The organism is Nocardia sp. NPDC023852, assembly GCF_040639505.1.
GTDB lineage: Bacteria > Actinomycetota > Actinomycetes > Mycobacteriales > Mycobacteriaceae > Nocardia.
The window spans coordinates 247,424-263,536 of sequence record NZ_JBFAAB010000001.1 but is presented as its reverse complement, the minus strand read 5'-3'; the positions used below and the strand labels follow the sequence as shown (position 1 = coordinate 263,536).

Annotated in this window: 17 protein-coding genes; 10 read left to right on the top strand and 7 right to left on the bottom strand. The window is 66.4% G+C overall.

Features of this window, described 5'->3' with window-relative positions; translation table 11 throughout:
- Positions 1 to 231: 231 nt before the first annotated feature.
- On the bottom strand, positions 232 to 795 hold the full coding sequence (locus AB0H00_RS01170) for a putative immunity protein (RefSeq protein WP_357258886.1): 564 nt from the start codon (positions 793 to 795) through the stop codon (positions 232 to 234).
- A 6-nt stretch (positions 796 to 801) separates the two neighbouring features.
- Positions 802 to 969, bottom strand: a complete 168-nt coding sequence (locus AB0H00_RS01165; RefSeq protein WP_357258883.1) for a hypothetical protein — start codon at positions 967 to 969, stop codon at positions 802 to 804.
- A 147-nt stretch (positions 970 to 1,116) separates the two neighbouring features.
- Between AB0H00_RS01165 and AB0H00_RS01160 the strand changes: the two genes are divergently transcribed.
- From AB0H00_RS01160 to AB0H00_RS01140, 5 genes are all read left to right on the top strand, one after another.
- Entirely contained in the window at positions 1,117 to 2,028 is a 912-nt protein-coding gene (locus AB0H00_RS01160) for a DMT family transporter (protein ID WP_357258880.1), read from the top strand.
- Between the two features lie 81 nt (positions 2,029 to 2,109).
- On the top strand, positions 2,110 to 2,550 hold the full coding sequence (locus tag AB0H00_RS01155; RefSeq protein ID WP_357258877.1) for a nuclear transport factor 2 family protein: 441 nt from the start codon (positions 2,110 to 2,112) through the stop codon (positions 2,548 to 2,550).
- Positions 2,551 to 2,563: 13 nt separating this feature from the next.
- Positions 2,564 to 3,232 (top strand): class I SAM-dependent methyltransferase, encoded by a 669-nt coding sequence (locus AB0H00_RS01150; RefSeq protein ID WP_357258874.1) that lies wholly within the window; start codon positions 2,564 to 2,566, stop codon positions 3,230 to 3,232.
- Positions 3,233 to 3,368: 136 nt separating this feature from the next.
- Positions 3,369 to 4,721 (top strand): wax ester/triacylglycerol synthase family O-acyltransferase, encoded by a 1,353-nt coding sequence (locus tag AB0H00_RS01145; RefSeq protein WP_357258871.1) that lies wholly within the window; start codon positions 3,369 to 3,371, stop codon positions 4,719 to 4,721.
- 237 nt (positions 4,722 to 4,958) lie between these two features.
- Positions 4,959 to 6,083 carry a nitronate monooxygenase family protein gene (locus AB0H00_RS01140; protein ID WP_357258868.1) on the top strand — a complete coding sequence of 375 codons (1,125 nt, stop codon included), beginning with the start codon at positions 4,959 to 4,961 and terminating at the stop codon, positions 6,081 to 6,083.
- A gap of 340 nt (positions 6,084 to 6,423) precedes the next feature.
- On the opposite strand, the gene AB0H00_RS01135 is transcribed toward AB0H00_RS01140, so the two are convergent.
- Positions 6,424 to 7,200: a GntR family transcriptional regulator gene (locus AB0H00_RS01135; protein ID WP_357258864.1), complete on the bottom strand. Its 777-nt coding sequence runs from the start codon at positions 7,198 to 7,200 to the stop codon at positions 6,424 to 6,426.
- 250 nt (positions 7,201 to 7,450) lie between these two features.
- Here AB0H00_RS01135 and AB0H00_RS01130 point away from each other — a divergent pair, with 250 nt between their 5' ends.
- Entirely contained in the window at positions 7,451 to 8,242 is a 792-nt protein-coding gene (locus AB0H00_RS01130; RefSeq protein ID WP_357258861.1) for a M15 family metallopeptidase, read from the top strand.
- 8 nt (positions 8,243 to 8,250) lie between these two features.
- Here AB0H00_RS01130 and AB0H00_RS01125 read toward each other — a convergent pair whose 3' ends face one another.
- A complete protein-coding gene (locus tag AB0H00_RS01125; protein ID WP_357260346.1) occupies positions 8,251 to 8,655 on the bottom strand; it encodes a nuclear transport factor 2 family protein in 405 nt (134 codons plus the stop codon).
- A gap of 86 nt (positions 8,656 to 8,741) precedes the next feature.
- Between AB0H00_RS01125 and AB0H00_RS01120 the strand changes: the two genes are divergently transcribed.
- Complete coding sequence (locus AB0H00_RS01120) at positions 8,742 to 9,293, top strand: PadR family transcriptional regulator (protein WP_357258858.1); 552 nt, start codon at positions 8,742 to 8,744, stop codon at positions 9,291 to 9,293.
- 59 nt (positions 9,294 to 9,352) lie between these two features.
- Here AB0H00_RS01120 and AB0H00_RS01115 read toward each other — a convergent pair whose 3' ends face one another.
- A complete protein-coding gene (locus AB0H00_RS01115; protein ID WP_357258855.1) occupies positions 9,353 to 9,952 on the bottom strand; it encodes a GDSL-type esterase/lipase family protein in 600 nt (199 codons plus the stop codon).
- Positions 9,953 to 10,043: 91 nt separating this feature from the next.
- On the opposite strand from AB0H00_RS01115, the gene AB0H00_RS01110 reads away from it, so the two are divergent.
- Together AB0H00_RS01110 and AB0H00_RS01105 are read left to right on the top strand one after the other, a co-directional pair.
- Entirely contained in the window at positions 10,044 to 10,823 is a 780-nt protein-coding gene (locus AB0H00_RS01110) for a 2OG-Fe(II) oxygenase family protein (RefSeq protein WP_357258852.1), read from the top strand.
- Positions 10,810 to 11,583, top strand: coding sequence for an SDR family oxidoreductase (locus AB0H00_RS01105; RefSeq protein WP_357258849.1), 774 nt, complete (start codon positions 10,810 to 10,812; stop codon positions 11,581 to 11,583). The genes AB0H00_RS01110 and AB0H00_RS01105 overlap by 14 nt, the downstream gene beginning before the upstream one ends.
- A gap of 132 nt (positions 11,584 to 11,715) precedes the next feature.
- Here AB0H00_RS01105 and AB0H00_RS01100 read toward each other — a convergent pair whose 3' ends face one another.
- Complete coding sequence (locus AB0H00_RS01100; RefSeq protein ID WP_357258846.1) at positions 11,716 to 12,615, bottom strand: polysaccharide deacetylase family protein; 900 nt, start codon at positions 12,613 to 12,615, stop codon at positions 11,716 to 11,718.
- 278 nt (positions 12,616 to 12,893) lie between these two features.
- Here AB0H00_RS01100 and AB0H00_RS01095 point away from each other — a divergent pair, with 278 nt between their 5' ends.
- Positions 12,894 to 15,266, top strand: a complete 2,373-nt coding sequence (locus AB0H00_RS01095; protein WP_357258844.1) for a flippase-like domain-containing protein — start codon at positions 12,894 to 12,896, stop codon at positions 15,264 to 15,266.
- 179 nt (positions 15,267 to 15,445) lie between these two features.
- Here AB0H00_RS01095 and AB0H00_RS01090 read toward each other — a convergent pair whose 3' ends face one another.
- On the bottom strand, positions 15,446 to 16,051 hold the full coding sequence (locus AB0H00_RS01090; RefSeq protein WP_357258841.1) for a cysteine hydrolase: 606 nt from the start codon (positions 16,049 to 16,051) through the stop codon (positions 15,446 to 15,448).
- Positions 16,052 to 16,113 lie beyond the last annotated feature (62 nt).

The window sequence follows — 16,113 nt, the reverse complement described above, 5'->3', positions numbered from 1 at the left end:
CAGGATCGGATCCGTACGGGCAGCGGCCTCGAATCGGCCGACAATGCCGCCGGCTCCCGCCACCGAAGAGTGGGATGTTCGTTTTCCGAACGCGAACGACGCAACCAGACCCCTTACACCCATCGAGTCGCGAATCTACGCACCGGGATCGATTCGTCGCCCTGACCTGTCGGCGCTGAACGCTGAAGAACCTGGCTCGGCGGGGTGTCCTGACGGGGGGACGACGATCGGTTAACGGTCGGTCGCCAGTCTTCGCAACGATGCGTCCAGTTCCCGCAATAGCTCTCCCGCACGGCCGCGACCACTCGGGGCGTTGGGGTAACGCGTCAGGACACTCACCACGATGGGGCTGGCTAGACCTCTTACCTCCTCGATGTAGTCGGCGCCGACATTACGGTCGTCACCGGCATCGAGCTCGAAGGCTCGAGCCGCGTGGGCGGCCGGTCCGAGGATGTGCAGGACCTGAGTCGCTTTCGCCAGGGGATGCAGGAACGCCGCACTGGCCGCGGCAACGGCCGCGCGCGCAGCATCGCTCGCCGCAGCCTGCCCTCCCTCGCGTGTCTGTTGATACGCCCGGTGTGCCGCCCACGCGCTGTCACGGATCGCCTTGGTCCGCTTCCCTCCGTCCGCGAACGCCTGCGCAGCGTCGATCGCGGCTCGTGGGCGCTGATCGTCAGGGCGTTCACGTTCGAAGATCGCCAAGGCGGGCTCCGCACAGGCCACGGCATAGCCCGTGATCTCGCGCAGTTCAGCCATGCTGAGTTCGATCATCAGATTCTCGTCAGCCACATTCATGACACTTCACATTATCGTTGAACCGACGGTTGAAACTTTCGGGCGATATGGGCGGGAAAATGATGCGACCAGGTCGTCTCGGTCGGCCAGCGCGGAGCTGAACCCGGCCAGGATAGGGCTCACGGCAAGCTCGACCGAGAAAAGCCCCAGCATGTCCTGGGCGTTGACCTCCACCACCGGCCTCCGTGCCGAAAACCGTTGGCGTACCCGATCTGTCGGATCATCGGATCAGTTGTCTAAGCTCCATTCGATCGAAAGCGAGCGGAGCATGTCAGACACCGAGATCTTTCCCCGTCGCCCGTGCGAATCGGTGGTCGCGCGATGACGCGACGCGGGTGGGCGCTGTTCCTGGCGATGGGTGTGATCTGGGGCGTGCCGTACGCGATGATCCGGATCGCGGTGCAGGATCTCGACCCGATCGTCGTCGCATTCGGGCGCACCCTGATCGGCGGGCTGCTTTTGTTGCCGATCGCGCTGTACACCAAGGCGCTCGCACCTGTGTTCCGCCGCTGGCGGCCGCTGCTGCTCTACACGCTGGTGGAGATCACCGGGCCGTGGTTCCTGATCGGGTATGCCGAGACCACGCTGCACAGCTCGACCGTCGGGCTGCTGATCGCGGCGGTTCCGCTGATCGCCATGGTGATCGTGACCACACTCGGCCACGAGCGGTTCGACGCGCGCCGAGTGGCTGGGTTGATGGTCGGGTTCGCCGGCGTCGCCGCGCTCGTCGGCCTGGACATCGACCTGTCGAATCCGGCGGCCGTCGGTGCGATCGGGCTGACCACGATCGGGTACGCGGTCGGCCCGATCGTCATCGACCGCGCGCTGGCCGACCTGCCTCCGATGGGCGTGGTAACCGGCTCGCTGCTGGTCGCCGCGGCGATCTATGCCCCGTTCGCGGGATGGGTGTGGCCGTCGCACATCACCGCCGACTCCGCCTGGTCGGTGCTCGGCCTCGCCGTCATCTGCACGGCCTCGGCGTTCCTGTTCTTCTTCGCACTGATCGCCGAGGTCGGACCGGCGCGCGCGACGGTTGTCACCTACATCAATCCGGCGGTGGCGATCCTGCTCGGCGTCACGGCACTCGACGAGCCGCTGACCGCCGGCATGGTGATCGGCTTCCCGCTGGTTGTCCTCGGCTCTATTTTCGGCACCGCCCGCAGCCGCGACGAGGCAGGACCCGACGCGGTCCCCGACGCACCGAAGGCCGTCGCTGGATTACCCGAGAGGTAATCGCCCCGCGGCGTAGCCGTGGCGAGAATAAGAGCACGCGCTGCGGATCGATCGGGGCGCTCGTTTCGAGAGGACATGCCGTTGTCGTCAGTCACATCGTCGGCTACCCGCGCAGTGGTCGAAGAGCTGTTGCGCCGCATCGGTTCCGGCGATCCCGAAGCCATCGCCGAGCTGTACGCCGAGGATCCGGACTGGAAGCTGGACTGGCCGCAGGCCGAGCACGGTCGCGCGGCGACACCGTGGATCAGGCACCGCTCGACCAGGGGGGACGCTGCCGCGCACTTCCGCTCGCTCGCCGAGCACCATGTGCCGGAGGAGGCTGCGACGCGCGTCGACCGGATACTCGTCGACGGCGACGACGCTGTGGTACTCGGGGAGATCCGGCAGACCGCGCGGCCGACCGGACGCGCCTACCGTGCACGCTTCGCACTGCACCTCACGGTGGAGCAGGGTCTGATCACCCGCCACCACGTGTACGAGGACAGTCTGTCCGTCGCTCGAGCTTTCGATCCGACCGCGTAATACCCTGCACAGCGTGCCTGATTCCACCGAAGATCCCGTGGCCACCGAACTTGCCGACGTAGCGACGACCCGCGCCGCCTATGACGGCATCGCCGACCTTTACGCCAACCTTTTCAAGCACCAACTGGAACGTCAAGCGCTCGACCGGGCGATGCTCGCCGCGTTTGCGGAGTCGGTGGCGGACAACGGTTCCGGGGCCGTGGCCGATCTCGGTTGCGGCCCTGGCAGGGTGACCGCGCACCTCGCGACACTGGGTGCGGAAGTCTTCGGCATCGATCTCTCGGCACGCATGGTCGCGCTCGCTCGAGCGGAATTTCCACACCTGTCCTTCGCCCAGGGTTCGCTAGAGCAGTTAGCGATCGGCAACGGTACACTCGGCGGCCTCGTCGCCTGGTACTCGCTGATCCACATTCCGCCCGATCGCATCCCGCAGGTGTTGCGCGAGTTTCATCGGGTACTCGCGGCTGAAGGCCACGTACTGCTGGCATTCCAGACGGCCGACCTGCCCGACGCGGTGGAGGCCTTCGACCACAAAGTGACTCTCGCTTACCGGTGGGCGCCGAAAAGGCTCGCCCGTCTGCTCACCGAGGCCGGGTTCACCATGATCGCCCGCATGGTCCGCGAGCCGGTTCCCGGCGAACGGTTCGGTCAGGCCTACCTGCTGGCGTCGAAGGTTCTGTGATTCACCGAACACAGTTCATCCGGTCCGGGTAGGTTGACGGTGTCGCGCTGGTTCCCTGGCTGCGCGGGCCCGCCGACAATGTGGTCGATCTGAAATTCCAACGCTTTTCACCACTGTCGTCAGGGGGCGACTCACTATGGAATTCATCGCGCCGATCGATGCCGTCTTTCTTCTCGCCGAATCCCGCGAACACCCGATGCATGTCGGTTCACTGCAACTCTTCGAACCGCCGGAAGAGGCGGGCTCGGACTTCGCCAGGCAGACATACGAAAAACTACTGGGCCACAAGGATATCGATTCCACCTTCCGCAAGCGTCCGGCGACATTTCTCGGGGCGCCGCAGCTGGCGTGGACGCACGACAAGGCCGTCGAGCTCGACTATCACGTCCGGCGGCTGGCCGTTCCCGGTCCCGGCGGGATCGATCAACTGGTCGAGCTGGCCTCTGGCCTGCACAGCACACTGCTCGATCGGCATCGGCCGCTGTGGGAGATATATCTGATCGAGGGTCTGACCGACGGACGGTTCGCGGTGTATTCGAAGATGCATCATGCGTTGATCGACGGCGTCTCCGCCCAGCGCCTCTTGCAGCGCACGCTGACCAGTGACCCGTCCTCGGCCGTGGCCCGGGTGCCATGGGACCTGCCCCGCACGCCGCGCAAGCGCGCGGCAGCCCCATCGGGTGTGCGCGACCCAGCGCGAAATCTGTTGTCGGCGGCGGCTTCCGGCACGTCGCTGCTCCGCGCCGCCCGCGCGGCTCTGCTCCAGCAGCGGTTGACCCTGCCGTTCGAGGCCCCGCGCACCATGTTCAATGTGCCGATCGGGGGCGCGCGCCGATCGGTGGTCCGGTCCTGGTCGCTGGAGCGGCTCCAGCAGGTACAGAAGGCGACTCGCTCGACGGTCAACGACATCGCGCTCGCCATGTCGGCAGGGGCGCTGCGCAGGTATCTGATCGAACGAGATGCCTTACCGGACAAGCCGTTGATCGCGATGGTGCCGATGTCGCTGCGGGCCGACGAGGACCATGAGACCAACGGCGTCAAGGTCGGCGCTGTCCTGTGCAATCTCGGCACGGATGTCGCCGATCCGCTGGACCGGCTGCGCGTGGTCGGCGAATCGATGCGCAAAAGCAAGGAGGTCTACCGCTCGCTATCGAGCAACCAGGCGATGGCGCTGTCCGCGCTGCTGCTCAGCCCCCTCGCCGTCAATCTCGTGCCCGCGCTCATCGCGTGGGCCAACCCGACGTTCAACGTCGTCATCTCCAATGTGCCGGGCCGGCGTGAGCCCATGTACTGGAACGGCGCGCGCCTCGACGCCAACTACCCGTTGTCGATCCCGTTCGATGGTCAAGCCGTGAACATCACGCTGACCTCCACCGCGGGCAATCTGGACTTCGGTCTGGTCGGCTGCCGCCGCAGCGTGCCGCAGCTGTCCCGGCTGCTCGATCACCTGGAGGACTCCCTCGCCGAACTGGAGCGGGCCGCCGCCTGAACAGACCGATCGGAAGTTGCCGCCGAACCTGGACCCGCAGAAACTAGAACGTGTTACTGTCGACGCATGGTGCATGAGCCAGTCGAGGAAGCCGCGGCCGCGTCATGGCGATATCTGCGGCTTGCGGCTGATTCGACCTGGCGCGGCCACCGCAGAGCACGCGACAATTATGCAACTCGTTCTAGGACATCTGCGCCGCGCCGTTCGCGGCGGAGCAGTTAGGGAGATCAGCACGCCATGCGTACCGAAATCTGCGAACGACTCGGGATCGAATTCCCCATCTTCGCGTTCACCCATTGCCGCGACGTGGCGGCCGCGGTCAGCAACGCCGGCGGTCTCGGCGTGCTCGGTGCGGTCGGCTTCACCGCCGAGGAGCTCGAGGTCGAGCTGGCCTGGCTCGATGAGCACGTGCACGGCGTCTACGGCGTCGACCTGGTGATTCCCTCCAAGTACGAGGGCAAGGGCGTCGACGGCCTTACCCCCGAGCAGTTGGAGGCCAAGCTGGCCGAACTGGTTCCGCAGGGACACCGCGAATTCGCCGAGAAGATCCTCGCCGACCACGGCGTGCCTCGGCTGCCCGAGGGCGAGCATCACAACCAGCTGCTCGGCTGGACCGCGACCACCGCGGGCCCACAGGTGGAGGTGATTCTGCGGCATCCGAAGGCGAAACTGGTCGCCAACGCACTCGGCACCCCGCCTGATGACGTGATCAAGCAGGTACAGGACTCCGGCAGGCTGATCGGCGCACTGTGCGGCTCGGTCAAGCACGCGCTCAACCACAAGAACGCCGGCCTGGATTTCGTCGTCTGCCAGGGCACCGAGGGCGGCGGGCACTGCGGCGAGATCTCCTCCCTGGTGCTGTGGCCGCAAGTGATCGACGCCGTCGGCGACCTGCCGGTGCTGGCCGCGGGCGGCATCGGCAACGGCCGGCAAGTTGCCGCCGCGATGGCGATGGGCGCGGCGGGAGCCTGGACCGGCTCGCTGTGGCTGACCGTCGAGGAGGCGAATGTGCCACCAGCGCAGATGCAGACCTACATCGACGCCAGCAGCCACGACACCGTGCGTTCGCGCGCCTGGACCGGCAAGCCGGCTCGCATGCTGCGCAACGATTGGACCGAGGCCTGGGAGCAGGCCGACAGCCCGGACCCGCTGCCGATGCCGCTGCAGATGATGGTCGCGCTGGACGGCGTCAAGCGCGGGCACCGGTACCCCGAGGCCGCCAAGGACGTCAATTTCAATCCGGTCGGCCAGATCGTCGGAATGATGAACCGGGTGGAGCGCTCCGCCGACGTGATCAATCGGCTCATCGAGGAGTACGTCGAGGCCTGCGATCGTCTCAACAAGCTCAACGGCGGCCTCTGACTCGGGTCTGCCGCTCGATCGGATCGGCGACGAGCTACCCGGTATCCCACCTGGTGAGCTCGAATCCGATCGGCATGCGACAAAGGCAAGTTCGCGAGCGGATCCGGCGGGCTGCGCGTGATTCGTCTGCGGCCGAGTCATCTTCGATTCTGCGCGAATCGACCACCCTCAGATGGCCGCAGCGGACGCCCACAGCGCGACAAAGGCATTACCCGCCTTGTCTGAGACAGAATTTTCCTCAGAAGGCAGTAGCAACTTTCCGCCGGTGCGATGACGGTGAGTAGCGCTCAACCCATGATTCATTCGCGACTCAGCAGATTATGCAGTGTACGAAATACAACTACGCCGGGAAGGCGTGCGCCACACGCGACTGCTCATCGACCCCGCCGACGAGTTCCTCGAACCGCAGGACCACCTTCTCGTGGTAGCTGCCGAGCAGGTCCTCGAACAGGGCGATCTGCGCATCGGACGGTCCCGAGCCGGAGTCCCACACCGCGGCGAACGCCCGCCAGACCAGCACATGCAGATCCGGCGCGCCGGCGAAGAACGCCTCGACCGCCTCCGGAACCCCGAGCACCAGCTCGCCGATCGAGTTCAGGATCGCCCGCTGCATGGTGTGCCCGAGCGCGGTGAGCAGCCTGCGCACCAACATGACCTCGATGGCCAAGATCTGCCGGAGGTCCGGATCCGCCTGGCGTGCCAACGATTCGAGTTCGTCGATCGAGGTCTTCAGTTCGGCCGGATCGACCTGCTGCTCGCTTCTGGTGTACGCCAGCAGCGCCTCCCGCACAAGGCTGCGCTCGACGTCGACGATGTCGCGGAACATTTCGACCGCGATGCCCGGCATCGGAATCGAGAAACGGAACAGCTGGCGGTACACGTCGACGCCACCCGCTTCGCGGACGTCACGGATCGTGAATCCCTTGCCGCGCCGTGCCTCGACGAAGCCGTACGACTCCAGCCGACCGAGGGTCAGCTGCGCGGTCGCCCGGTTCATCTCGAACTCCTCGGCCACCTGACGCACCGACGGGATAAGACCCCCCGGCTGATATTCCCCGGCCGCAACCCTGCGCGCCAGCTCATCGGCAACGTCGGCGACCACCGTCTGGGACCCCATCGAAAGTCACCTTTCACTACTTGCCAACAAACGTCCCAGACAGCCTAAGCCCTACTGTGCGGTACTACACCACTGTCACACTGCCGGTGCAGCAGCGTGGCATAGCCGATCTCCTATCCCGCGGTACCACACTCGACAGCGCCTGCCACCGGTAGCGTTCTCGCACAACAATGATCGTGACGTGCTCGACTTCGTCGGTAAGCCACGTTCTGAGAGCGGTTGAGTGCAAGCCTGAATCGCGAGGAGAACCATGCGTTTTGTTCCGTCGTTCCAGCGCCTCGGCTCGCTGGCGCTGGCCTGTTCGGTGGTGATGATGATCGCGGCTTGCGGGGCGGAGCGTCATGCCGATACGCCGGTGACAGGTGAGGCGGCATTCGTTTCGATCACAGATGTCGATCCGACGATCATGGTCGAGGCTCGCTATTTCGGGCAGCACAACTTCCTCGGCACCAGGGTTACCGGCTACGAGGCACCCCACTGTCTGTTGACTCGGCAGGCGGCGGCGGCTCTGGCGCGGGTGCAGCAGGAGCTGCGGCCGATGAACCTCACGCTGAAGACCTTCGACTGTTACCGCCCGCAACGTGCCGTCGATCGCTTTGTAGCGTGGGCGAAAGATCTCGGTGACGTGAAGATGCAGAGAGAGTTCTACCCCAGCGTGGACAAGGCGAACCTGCTCCGGGACGGCTACATCGCCGAGAAGTCCGGTCACAGTCGCGGAAGCACAGTGGATCTCGCAATCGTCGCGCTGCCCGCGGCCGCGCCCGAACAGTATCGAGACGGTGATCCGCTACGCGAATGCTTCCTCCCCGCCGATCAGCGGTTCCACGACAACATCCTCGATTTCGGCACCGGCTACGACTGCTTCGACCCCTTGGCACACACCGCAACCCCGGCCGTCGGCGGCACCCAACGAGCACTCCGCACGCTTCTGACAAATCTGATGGACGAACATGGGTTCGCCGGCCTCGCCGAGGAATGGTGGCATTTCACCCTGAAGGGAGAGCCCTTCCCACAGACCTACTTCGACTTCCCCGTGCGCTGATGAGCGCGTCAGTAGAAGCTGCGGCCGCCGAGTCCGCCGGATACCGACCAGACCTCGGTGATGACACCGTTGGTTGTGCGTAGGATGTCGGTTCCGCTGACGGCTACAGGTGCGCCGCCCGCGCCGGTGAATTGTGCTCCATAGGGGCGGGCAACGAAACCTGTTCGGGCGTCGTCCATCTCGATGACTGCGTCACCCTGGGGGGCGAAGCGAAGGCCGGGGATCGACTCACGCGAGGTGGCGATCTGGGTGGCGAGGGCCCGCGGGTGGTGGATGTCGTCATAGACGGTGGCGCCGGGCTGGGCGTAGCGCAGCGTGAACTCGGGGGCCATGATCTGGTCGGCGAGCGCCAGGTCACCGTTCCACATCGCGGTCCATCGGTCGAAGAGGTCTATGCCGAAATCGCGCATCATCACTCCCTAATAGTCTCAGTGATACGGTACCACTGACATTAACCTATAGTCTCAGTGATACGGTGTCAACGGGAGTGAGGGGCACTATGCCGGAACTCGGACCGCAGGACCACATCGTGCTCGGGTTGATCGCCCGGCACGGGCCGCTCACCCCATACGAGCTCAAGGCCGAACTCGAGAAGAGCGTCGACTACTTCTGGCCTGTGCCGCACGCGCAGCTGTATCGAATTCCCGTGCGTCTGGCCGAGCATGGCCTGCTCAACGAGGAGGCCGAGCAGGGAGGGCGGCGGCGGCGACTCTTCCATCTGACCGACATGGGCCGGGCCGAACTGAAGCGTTGGCTCGGCGACCCGAAGAGTCCGCCCGCGGAGACCCGTGACCCGGCGCAGCTCAAACTCTTCTTCGCCGATCTCGGCGCCCCACGAAATGTGGTGGCGCTCGCCGAAAGCCAGGCCGCGGAACATCGCCGCCTGCTCGATCTCTATCGATCACTGCACGCCGAGATAGACCGGACCGATCGAAGCCGGGCGGCATCGAGGGCACGCATCCTCCGGCTCGGCATCCTGCACGAGCAGGCATACGTCGAGTTCTGGGAAGACCTCGCCGCCGACCCCGACGAACACGACCGGCGGAGGTAGCCGCGGAGCGACACCGGCGCACGGGCACTGGAACCCTGGGCTCGTGAGCGTCGAAAAGATCAGCGCGCCAACCACTCCCGCCACGACGGTGCGATCAGCGCCGTCATCTCCTCGTAGCCCGCCGCGCGCGGATGCGCGCCGTCGCCTGCACGTACCTCGCCAGCCCACACCGGGTTCGCGCGCAGCTGTTGGTGGATGCGAATGTACGGTACTTGCGCCGTCGCGCAGGTCCGCGCGAACCGCTCGTCGAGCGCCGCGGTGCGGACATTGTGTTCGGCGTCGTCGATCGGCGGCGGCGCGACCATCAGCACCGGCCAGCCGTGTTCGGCGGCCCGCTCGAGCAGCTTCGCCAGATTGGCCACCGACTCCTCCGGGGTCGTACGTGGACGGCCGTTCTCCTGCGTGGCGTCGTTCACGCCGAACGACAGCACCACCCTGGCGTCCACGCCCTCGGGGAGCCGGGGAGCGCACTCGGCATGCCAGCGGGCGAGGATCTCCGCGGACGTCTGTCTGCGCACCCCCAGGTTGTAGGCGGTGAGCGGCATGCCCTCCGCGTGGGACATGGCCGCGAGACGGCCTGCCCAGCCGAGGCAGCGTGGGTCGCCGACACCGGCGACGAACGAATCTCCGACGAAACACACACGCAGGTCACCGCTCACCCCGCGATTCTCCCAGCGCGGATGCCCGCCCGCACATCCCCAGGTGCGGGCAATATGATCCGAAGGGTTCGACCGGGAGGGAGTGATGGCGGTGGTGGTGACAACCGAGTCGGTTCCGCAATGGTTCTCGGAATTGTTCGCGCACCGGCGTTGGATTCGCCGCGTTCAGCCGTTCCCGCACGTGTACGCCCGCGACGTCTTCGTTCCCGAGTTCTATCAGCGGCTGACCGACCAGCTGGACCGGGTGCGCCGCGAGCGCCCCGAGATCTTCGGGCCGATCGCCGAGGGCTACAGCGCCGACGGGATCCGACTGGCCGAGCTGCGCGACGGCCCGCTCGCGGTATTCACCTCGCGGGAGTGGCACAACCTGGTCGCCCAGCTCGGCGGGGTCGAGGCGACCGGTGATATCGAGGGGTCGGTGCACCATCACGCGCCGGGCAGCCCGTTCGGCTGGCCGCACAACGACTTGAATCCGGCCTGGTTTCACGGAGAACCGCCCGGGCCCGACGAGGTGCGGGTGCCGGACGGCACGGTGGATACCAAGACCGGGGCTCACGCCCCGGACGTGGTCGCGCGGGAGACCGTGCGCGCCGTCGCGGTGCTGTTCTATCTCGGAAACCCGGGTTGGGCACCGGGCGACGGCGGCGAGACCGCCCTCTACGACCACGTCGCGGACGGGAATGCGCTGCCTTCGGTGACCCTCGTTCCGCCGCTGGACAATTCGCTCGTCCTGTTCGAGGTCACGCCGCGCAGCTGGCACACCTTCGCGGGCAACAACGCCAAAGACCGCAACAGCGTGGTGATGTGGGTCCACCGCACACGAGCGGACGCCGAGCAGCGCTGGGGAGGAGATCGGATTGTCCACTGGTGAACGCCGCGTCTGCCTGCTCACCGGCGCGAGCGGCACACTGGGTGACGCCTTCTGCCGCGCCTACTATCGGGACTACGACATCGTGGCCGTGTGCCGCACGCGCACGCCCGCCGCACCGTCGCAGTGGGAGTGGTACGTAGATCCACTGGCGCCGAAAACGCCGGTGCCGGAGAACGAGTCACGCATTTTCGTGGTACGCGCCGACCTGACCCAGGCGGGGGAGGTCGAGCGCGTGGTGGACTTGGCGCTGGCCCGGTTCGGCCAGGTCGATCTGCTGGTGAACAATGCCGCGCAGGTGCGGCTGCACCCGCGCGGCATCGTCGACGGCGACGCGGCACTGGAACAGTTCGACCCGCATTTCACACTGAATGTCGGTGTCCCGCTGCGGTTTTCAGCACGACTCGCGCAACGCTCCTGGCTACACACGGACTACGAGAACCGCGCGCGCAACCGCAATATCGTCAACGTCTCCAGCATCTCCGGCTCCGAGGTGTACCCCGGACAGACGGTGTATTCGGCGTCGAAGGCCGCGCTCGATCACCTGACCCGCGGTGTCGCCGCCGAGTTCGCGGAGTTCGGCGTACGGGTGAACGCCATCGCGCCCAACAGCTTTCCCGCCATAGTGCCCACCGAGCGAGTCGCACAGGCGATCGTCGAGCTGGACGCGAGCAGCCTGTCCGGTGGCGTTTTCGGGGTCGGCCTCGAGCCGGACGAGACGGCCGAAAAACGCCGAGTCGGGCTCGACGCCGAATCGTACTGAGCGATTCGTCTGTTATCCGGTCGATCCGATACCCGTGACCTGCTCGGACAGTGTCCACAGCGCCGCTCGAGTTCCGGGTCGACAGCCTGCTTGTTGCGCGGCGGCTCCAGCTCGCGGCGGTGGGAGCATCGGCTAACTGAACTGATGGTCGTCGGATCGCGTGGATTCGGCAAGACCCGATGCGCCCGCGTAGTGTTCGGCGATCTCGTCGCTGGTCGTCAACCAGACGCCGGGGTGGTTCGCCACGGCATCGAGCGCCTGGTCGAGGTATTTGATCCGGAATGCCTGCCCGATAACGAACGGGTGCAGGGCAAGGGCCATCACGCGGCCGCTGTCGGCCGACTCGGCGTAGAGCTGGTCAAGCTGGTCCTCGACGATCCGCACGAAATCCGGGCCGCTGGTGGCCTTGCCCAGGAACAATGTGTTGTCGTTGAGCTCCACCGAGTAGGGAACGCTGAGCACACCCGGCACATTCAGCCGGTACGGCTGGTCGTCGTTGGTCCAGTCGAGCACGTAGTTCAACCCGAGTTCGGCGAGCAGCCGCGGGGTGTGGAACGTCTCGGTGAGCGCGGGCCCCATCCAGCCACGCGGCCTGCGGCCGGTCGCCCGTTCGATGGTGGCGACGAGGTCGGCGAGATAGGCGCGCTCCTCATCCACCGACATGTCGGCCTGGAAGATCGAGTTGTTCTTGCCGTGCGCCAGCCACGCCCAGTTCCGCAGGACGCCCGCCGCGATTATCTGCGGATTGCGCTCGGCGACCTCGGAATTGAGCAATACGCTGGCTCGGAGGCCATGCCGGTCGAGCACTTCGATCACCCGCCAGATACCGACCCTCGGTCCGTAATCGCGCCAACCGTAGTTCAGCGGATCGGGCGCGAGTCCCGCGGTGCCGGAAAAAATGCTCGTGGACGGGCGGTCCACTTGGTAGTGCTCGACGTTGAGACCGACATAGAACGCCACCCTGGCGCCGCCTGGCCAGTGCAGCGGCGCGCGGTCGACGATCGGGCTGTAGTCGAAGAGTTCGTTGTCCATGCCCCCATGCTTGATCCTCACACCAGTGTGAGGATCAATCTCGGACGTAGTGACATCGGGCACAATGTGTCGCCGAGCCACGACACCGGTGGGATCTCCGCGAACTTCGACAAGTGCGCTGGCCAGTATCGTCCTTCGAACGTAACTACTGATCTCGTACGCACATGGGTAACTCGCCGGGTACGCCCAGAACACGAGTGGCACCCCACGCAGGACTGAACGCAAATCCTGCGCCACCCGACCAGTACGGCCCGAAGACCCGGAGAGGCGGAGAAGACATGCGAGTCGACGGGCGGGAGATCCCGGTCACAGGCAGCCTGCTACAGCCGCTGATCCGTCGGACAAGTGACATCGTCCGTGTCGTCATCGCGGCGCTGTGGGTCGCGGTCGTCATCGCGGCGTCGCTGATCACCCGGCCGGAATGGCTTGCCCTGGAGCGCTCGGTCTCCAATATCGTCGGCTTCCTCAATCCCGACCAGTCGAACCTGGTGTACCTGGTCTACGGCATGGCGATCCTGGCCCTGCCGTTCGCGATCCTGATCGAGCTGGTCATCAGCAGGCAGTGGAAGCTGCTGGCAGGCTATGCCGCGGCCGGGCTGGTCGCCGGGCTGCTGCTGTCCATCACCGGCACCGGGCTGTCCACGCCGAAGTGGCACCGGCAGGTGCCGGACCGATTGGACACGTTCCTCTCCCAGTTCCTGGATGACCCGCGCTGGATCGCGATGCTCGCGGCCGTGCTCACCGTCTCCAGCCCGTGGCTGCCCACCCGACCGCGGCGCTGGCTGTGGTTCCTGCTCCTCGCGTTCGCGCCGATTCACCTGGTGGTCAGCAGCGTGGTGCCCGCGCGGGCGATGTTCGGCCTTGCGGTCGGCTGGCTCGTCGGCGCGGTGATCGTGCTCGTGGTCGGCACACCCGCGCTGGAAGTCCCGCTCGACGCCGCCGTCCGGGTGCTCGCCGAGCGCGGGCACACGGTGACCGGGTTCACCGTGTTGCATCCGGCGGGACGTGGACCGCTGGTGCTCGCGGCGGCCATCGACGGCCCGGAACGCGAGCTGATCGTCGAAATGTACGGCAAGAACCAGCGTAGCTTCGGCGCGCTGCACCAGCTGTGGCGCTGGCTCACCTTCCGTACCAGCGAAACCGCCGCGCTGCACGGATCCATGCATCGCGCGGTGGAGCATCGCGCGCTCATGGCGATCGCCATCGGCGACCTCGGACTGGCCAGCTGCACCCAGGTCGCGGTCGCGGCGCTCTCGCGCGGCTGGGTGCTCTTCGCGCACACCCAACCGCGGGGCACGCCGATCGCCGAAGTATCCGGCGACGTACTGCCCAGCGTGTGGCAGGCGCTGGATACCCTGCACCGGGGCAAGATCTCACATGGCGACCTCCGACCGACCGACATTCGCATCGTGGACGGCAGCACCGTGTTCGGCGGCTTCGACAGCGCCGAGTTCGGCGCGTCGGACAAGCAGATGCAGTCGGACGTCGCCCAGTTGCTCGTCGCGACAACCGCGGTCTTCGGCAAGGAACCCGCCGTGCGCGCGGCCATCGATACGCTCGGTGAGCAGCGAGTACTCACCGCGGCGAGCCGATTGACCAAGTCCGCCATACCGCTCGGGATCCGCAAGGCGGTCCCGGAGTGGAAGGCCGCGCTATCCGGGGCCCGCGACGAAGTGCGCAAGCAGACCGGGCAGGACCGGATCGAGGCCGAGCAGATCACCCGTTTCTCCCGCAACCAGATCATCCAGCTGGTGCTGCTGATCGGCCTTGTGTACGTCGCCTATCCGTTCATCAGCGCGGTACCGACCTTCTTTACTCAGCTGAAGACGGCCAGCTGGTGGTGGGCGCTGTTCGGGCTCGCGGTGTCGGGGCTGACCTATCTCGGTGCGGCGGCGGCGCTGTGGGCCTGCGCGTCCGGCGCGGTGAGCTTCCGGAATCTGGTGATCATGCAGATCGCCAACACCTTCGCCGCGACAACCACCCCGGCTCGCGTCGGCGGGCTCGCGTTGAGTGTGCGTTTCCTGCAGAAGGGCGGCATCGGCGCGGTACGGGCCACCGCCGCCGTGGCGCTACAGCAAGCCGTGCAGGTGATCACCCACGTCAGCCTGCTCGTCGTGTTCAGCATCGCGGCGGGCACCTCGACGGATCTCTCGCACTTCGTCCCCGACGCCACGGTGCTGTATCTGCTCGCCGGTGTCGGCGTCGGCATTGTGGGCACCTTCATGTTCGTGCCGAAATTGCGCCGGTGGCTGAACACTTCGGTCCGTCCGCAATTGCAGGAGGTGCTCGGCGAACTCGCCGACCTCGCGCGCGATCCCAAGCGGTTCTCGGTGATCATCCTCGGCTGCGCGGCGATCACCCTCGGCTTCGCCGGCGCACTGTGGGCCAGTGTGCAGGCATTCGGCGGCGGCACGACCTTCGTCACCGTCACCATCGTCACCATGATCGGCGGCACGCTGGCCTCGGCGGCGCCCACCCCTGGCGGTGTGGGCGCGGTCGAGGCCGCGCTGATCGGTGGTCTCGCCGCCTTCGGCCTGCCAGCGGGCATCGCGGTACCCGCCGTGCTGCTGTACCGCGTGCTCACCTGCTGGCTTCCGGTGTTCTGCGGCTGGCCGACCATGCGCTGGCTGGCGGCGAAGGATCTGATCTAGTTTCCGTACTGCGCGGTCTCGCGGCGCTCGATCGGAAGCACCTGCGCGGTGTCGTCGGCGACCGGCCGATGCCGCACTCTTTTGGAACCACGAACAGCTCACCCGCCGCCGAGCGCGCCGCCCGTGCGCGCTATCCGGCCGCATCGACGTTCCAGACGACCAGCCGTCGGCGGCGGGCCTCACCGACTTCCGACGAGTTCGAGCGCGTGTGACGCGGTCACACTGCCCGCTGTGACGAGTTCGAGGTTGGTCAACGCCGCTTCGTGCACTCCCGCGCCGGCCGCGGCCACGCAGTCGGCCACGGGATGCACCGTGAACCCGAGATCGGTGCCGTGCCTCGCGGTCTGCTCGACGGTGAGATTGGTCGCCACTCCCGTGATGAAGAGTGTCTCGATGCCCCGGTCCGCCAACCAGTCCGGAAGTTTGCTGCCCGCCAGACCGGACAGCTTCTGGTTGTCGAATACTTCCGTCGGCTGTGCCGCCATTTCCGAAATGATCGCGGTGCCAGCCGAATCCGGCCGGAACTCGGTCTGCGCCGCACCGACCGAACGCATGAAGCCAGTGTTGCGCACGAGTTCACCCTCACCGATCGGGATGGTGAACCGGGTGAAGACCACCGGCAGCTGGAGCGCGCGCGCCGCGGTATGGAAGTTTGCCGCACGGGGCACCACGCCACTGGCGGCCACGGGGGCGGCGAGCAGCGGACCGAAAAAGCCCTCCGGCCGAATGACATTCACCTGCCAGTGCAGCGCCAGCACGGCGGCGCGGATACCTTGAATCGCCATCTGCCGACTTTACGCATCCGTGGTCGCTCACTGGAGTTCGATTCACGTGAAACAAACGAGCG

Bases quoted from the DNA above. Each gene is read 5' to 3' on its own strand.
- AB0H00_RS01100 (WP_357258846.1), bottom strand. From the start codon at position 12,615: ATGGACAACGAACTCTTCGACTACAGCCCGATCGTCGACCGCGCGCCG.
- AB0H00_RS01145 (WP_357258871.1), top strand. From the start codon at position 3,369: ATGGAATTCATCGCGCCGATCGATGCCGTCTTTCTTCTCGCCGAATCC.
- AB0H00_RS01125 (WP_357260346.1), bottom strand. From the start codon at position 8,655: ATGATGCGCGATTTCGGCATAGACCTCTTCGACCGATGGACCGCGATG.
- AB0H00_RS01170 (WP_357258886.1), bottom strand. From the start codon at position 795: ATGAATGTGGCTGACGAGAATCTGATGATCGAACTCAGCATGGCTGAA.
- AB0H00_RS01130 (WP_357258861.1), top strand. From the start codon at position 7,451: ATGCGTTTTGTTCCGTCGTTCCAGCGCCTCGGCTCGCTGGCGCTGGCC.
- AB0H00_RS01135 (WP_357258864.1), bottom strand. From the start codon at position 7,200: ATGGGGTCCCAGACGGTGGTCGCCGACGTTGCCGATGAGCTGGCGCGC.
- AB0H00_RS01090 (WP_357258841.1), bottom strand. From the start codon at position 16,051: ATGGCGATTCAAGGTATCCGCGCCGCCGTGCTGGCGCTGCACTGGCAG.
- AB0H00_RS01120 (WP_357258858.1), top strand. From the start codon at position 8,742: ATGCCGGAACTCGGACCGCAGGACCACATCGTGCTCGGGTTGATCGCC.
- AB0H00_RS01095 (WP_357258844.1), top strand. From the start codon at position 12,894: ATGCGAGTCGACGGGCGGGAGATCCCGGTCACAGGCAGCCTGCTACAG.
- AB0H00_RS01160 (WP_357258880.1), top strand. From the start codon at position 1,117: ATGACGCGACGCGGGTGGGCGCTGTTCCTGGCGATGGGTGTGATCTGG.
- AB0H00_RS01140 (WP_357258868.1), top strand. From the start codon at position 4,959: ATGCGTACCGAAATCTGCGAACGACTCGGGATCGAATTCCCCATCTTC.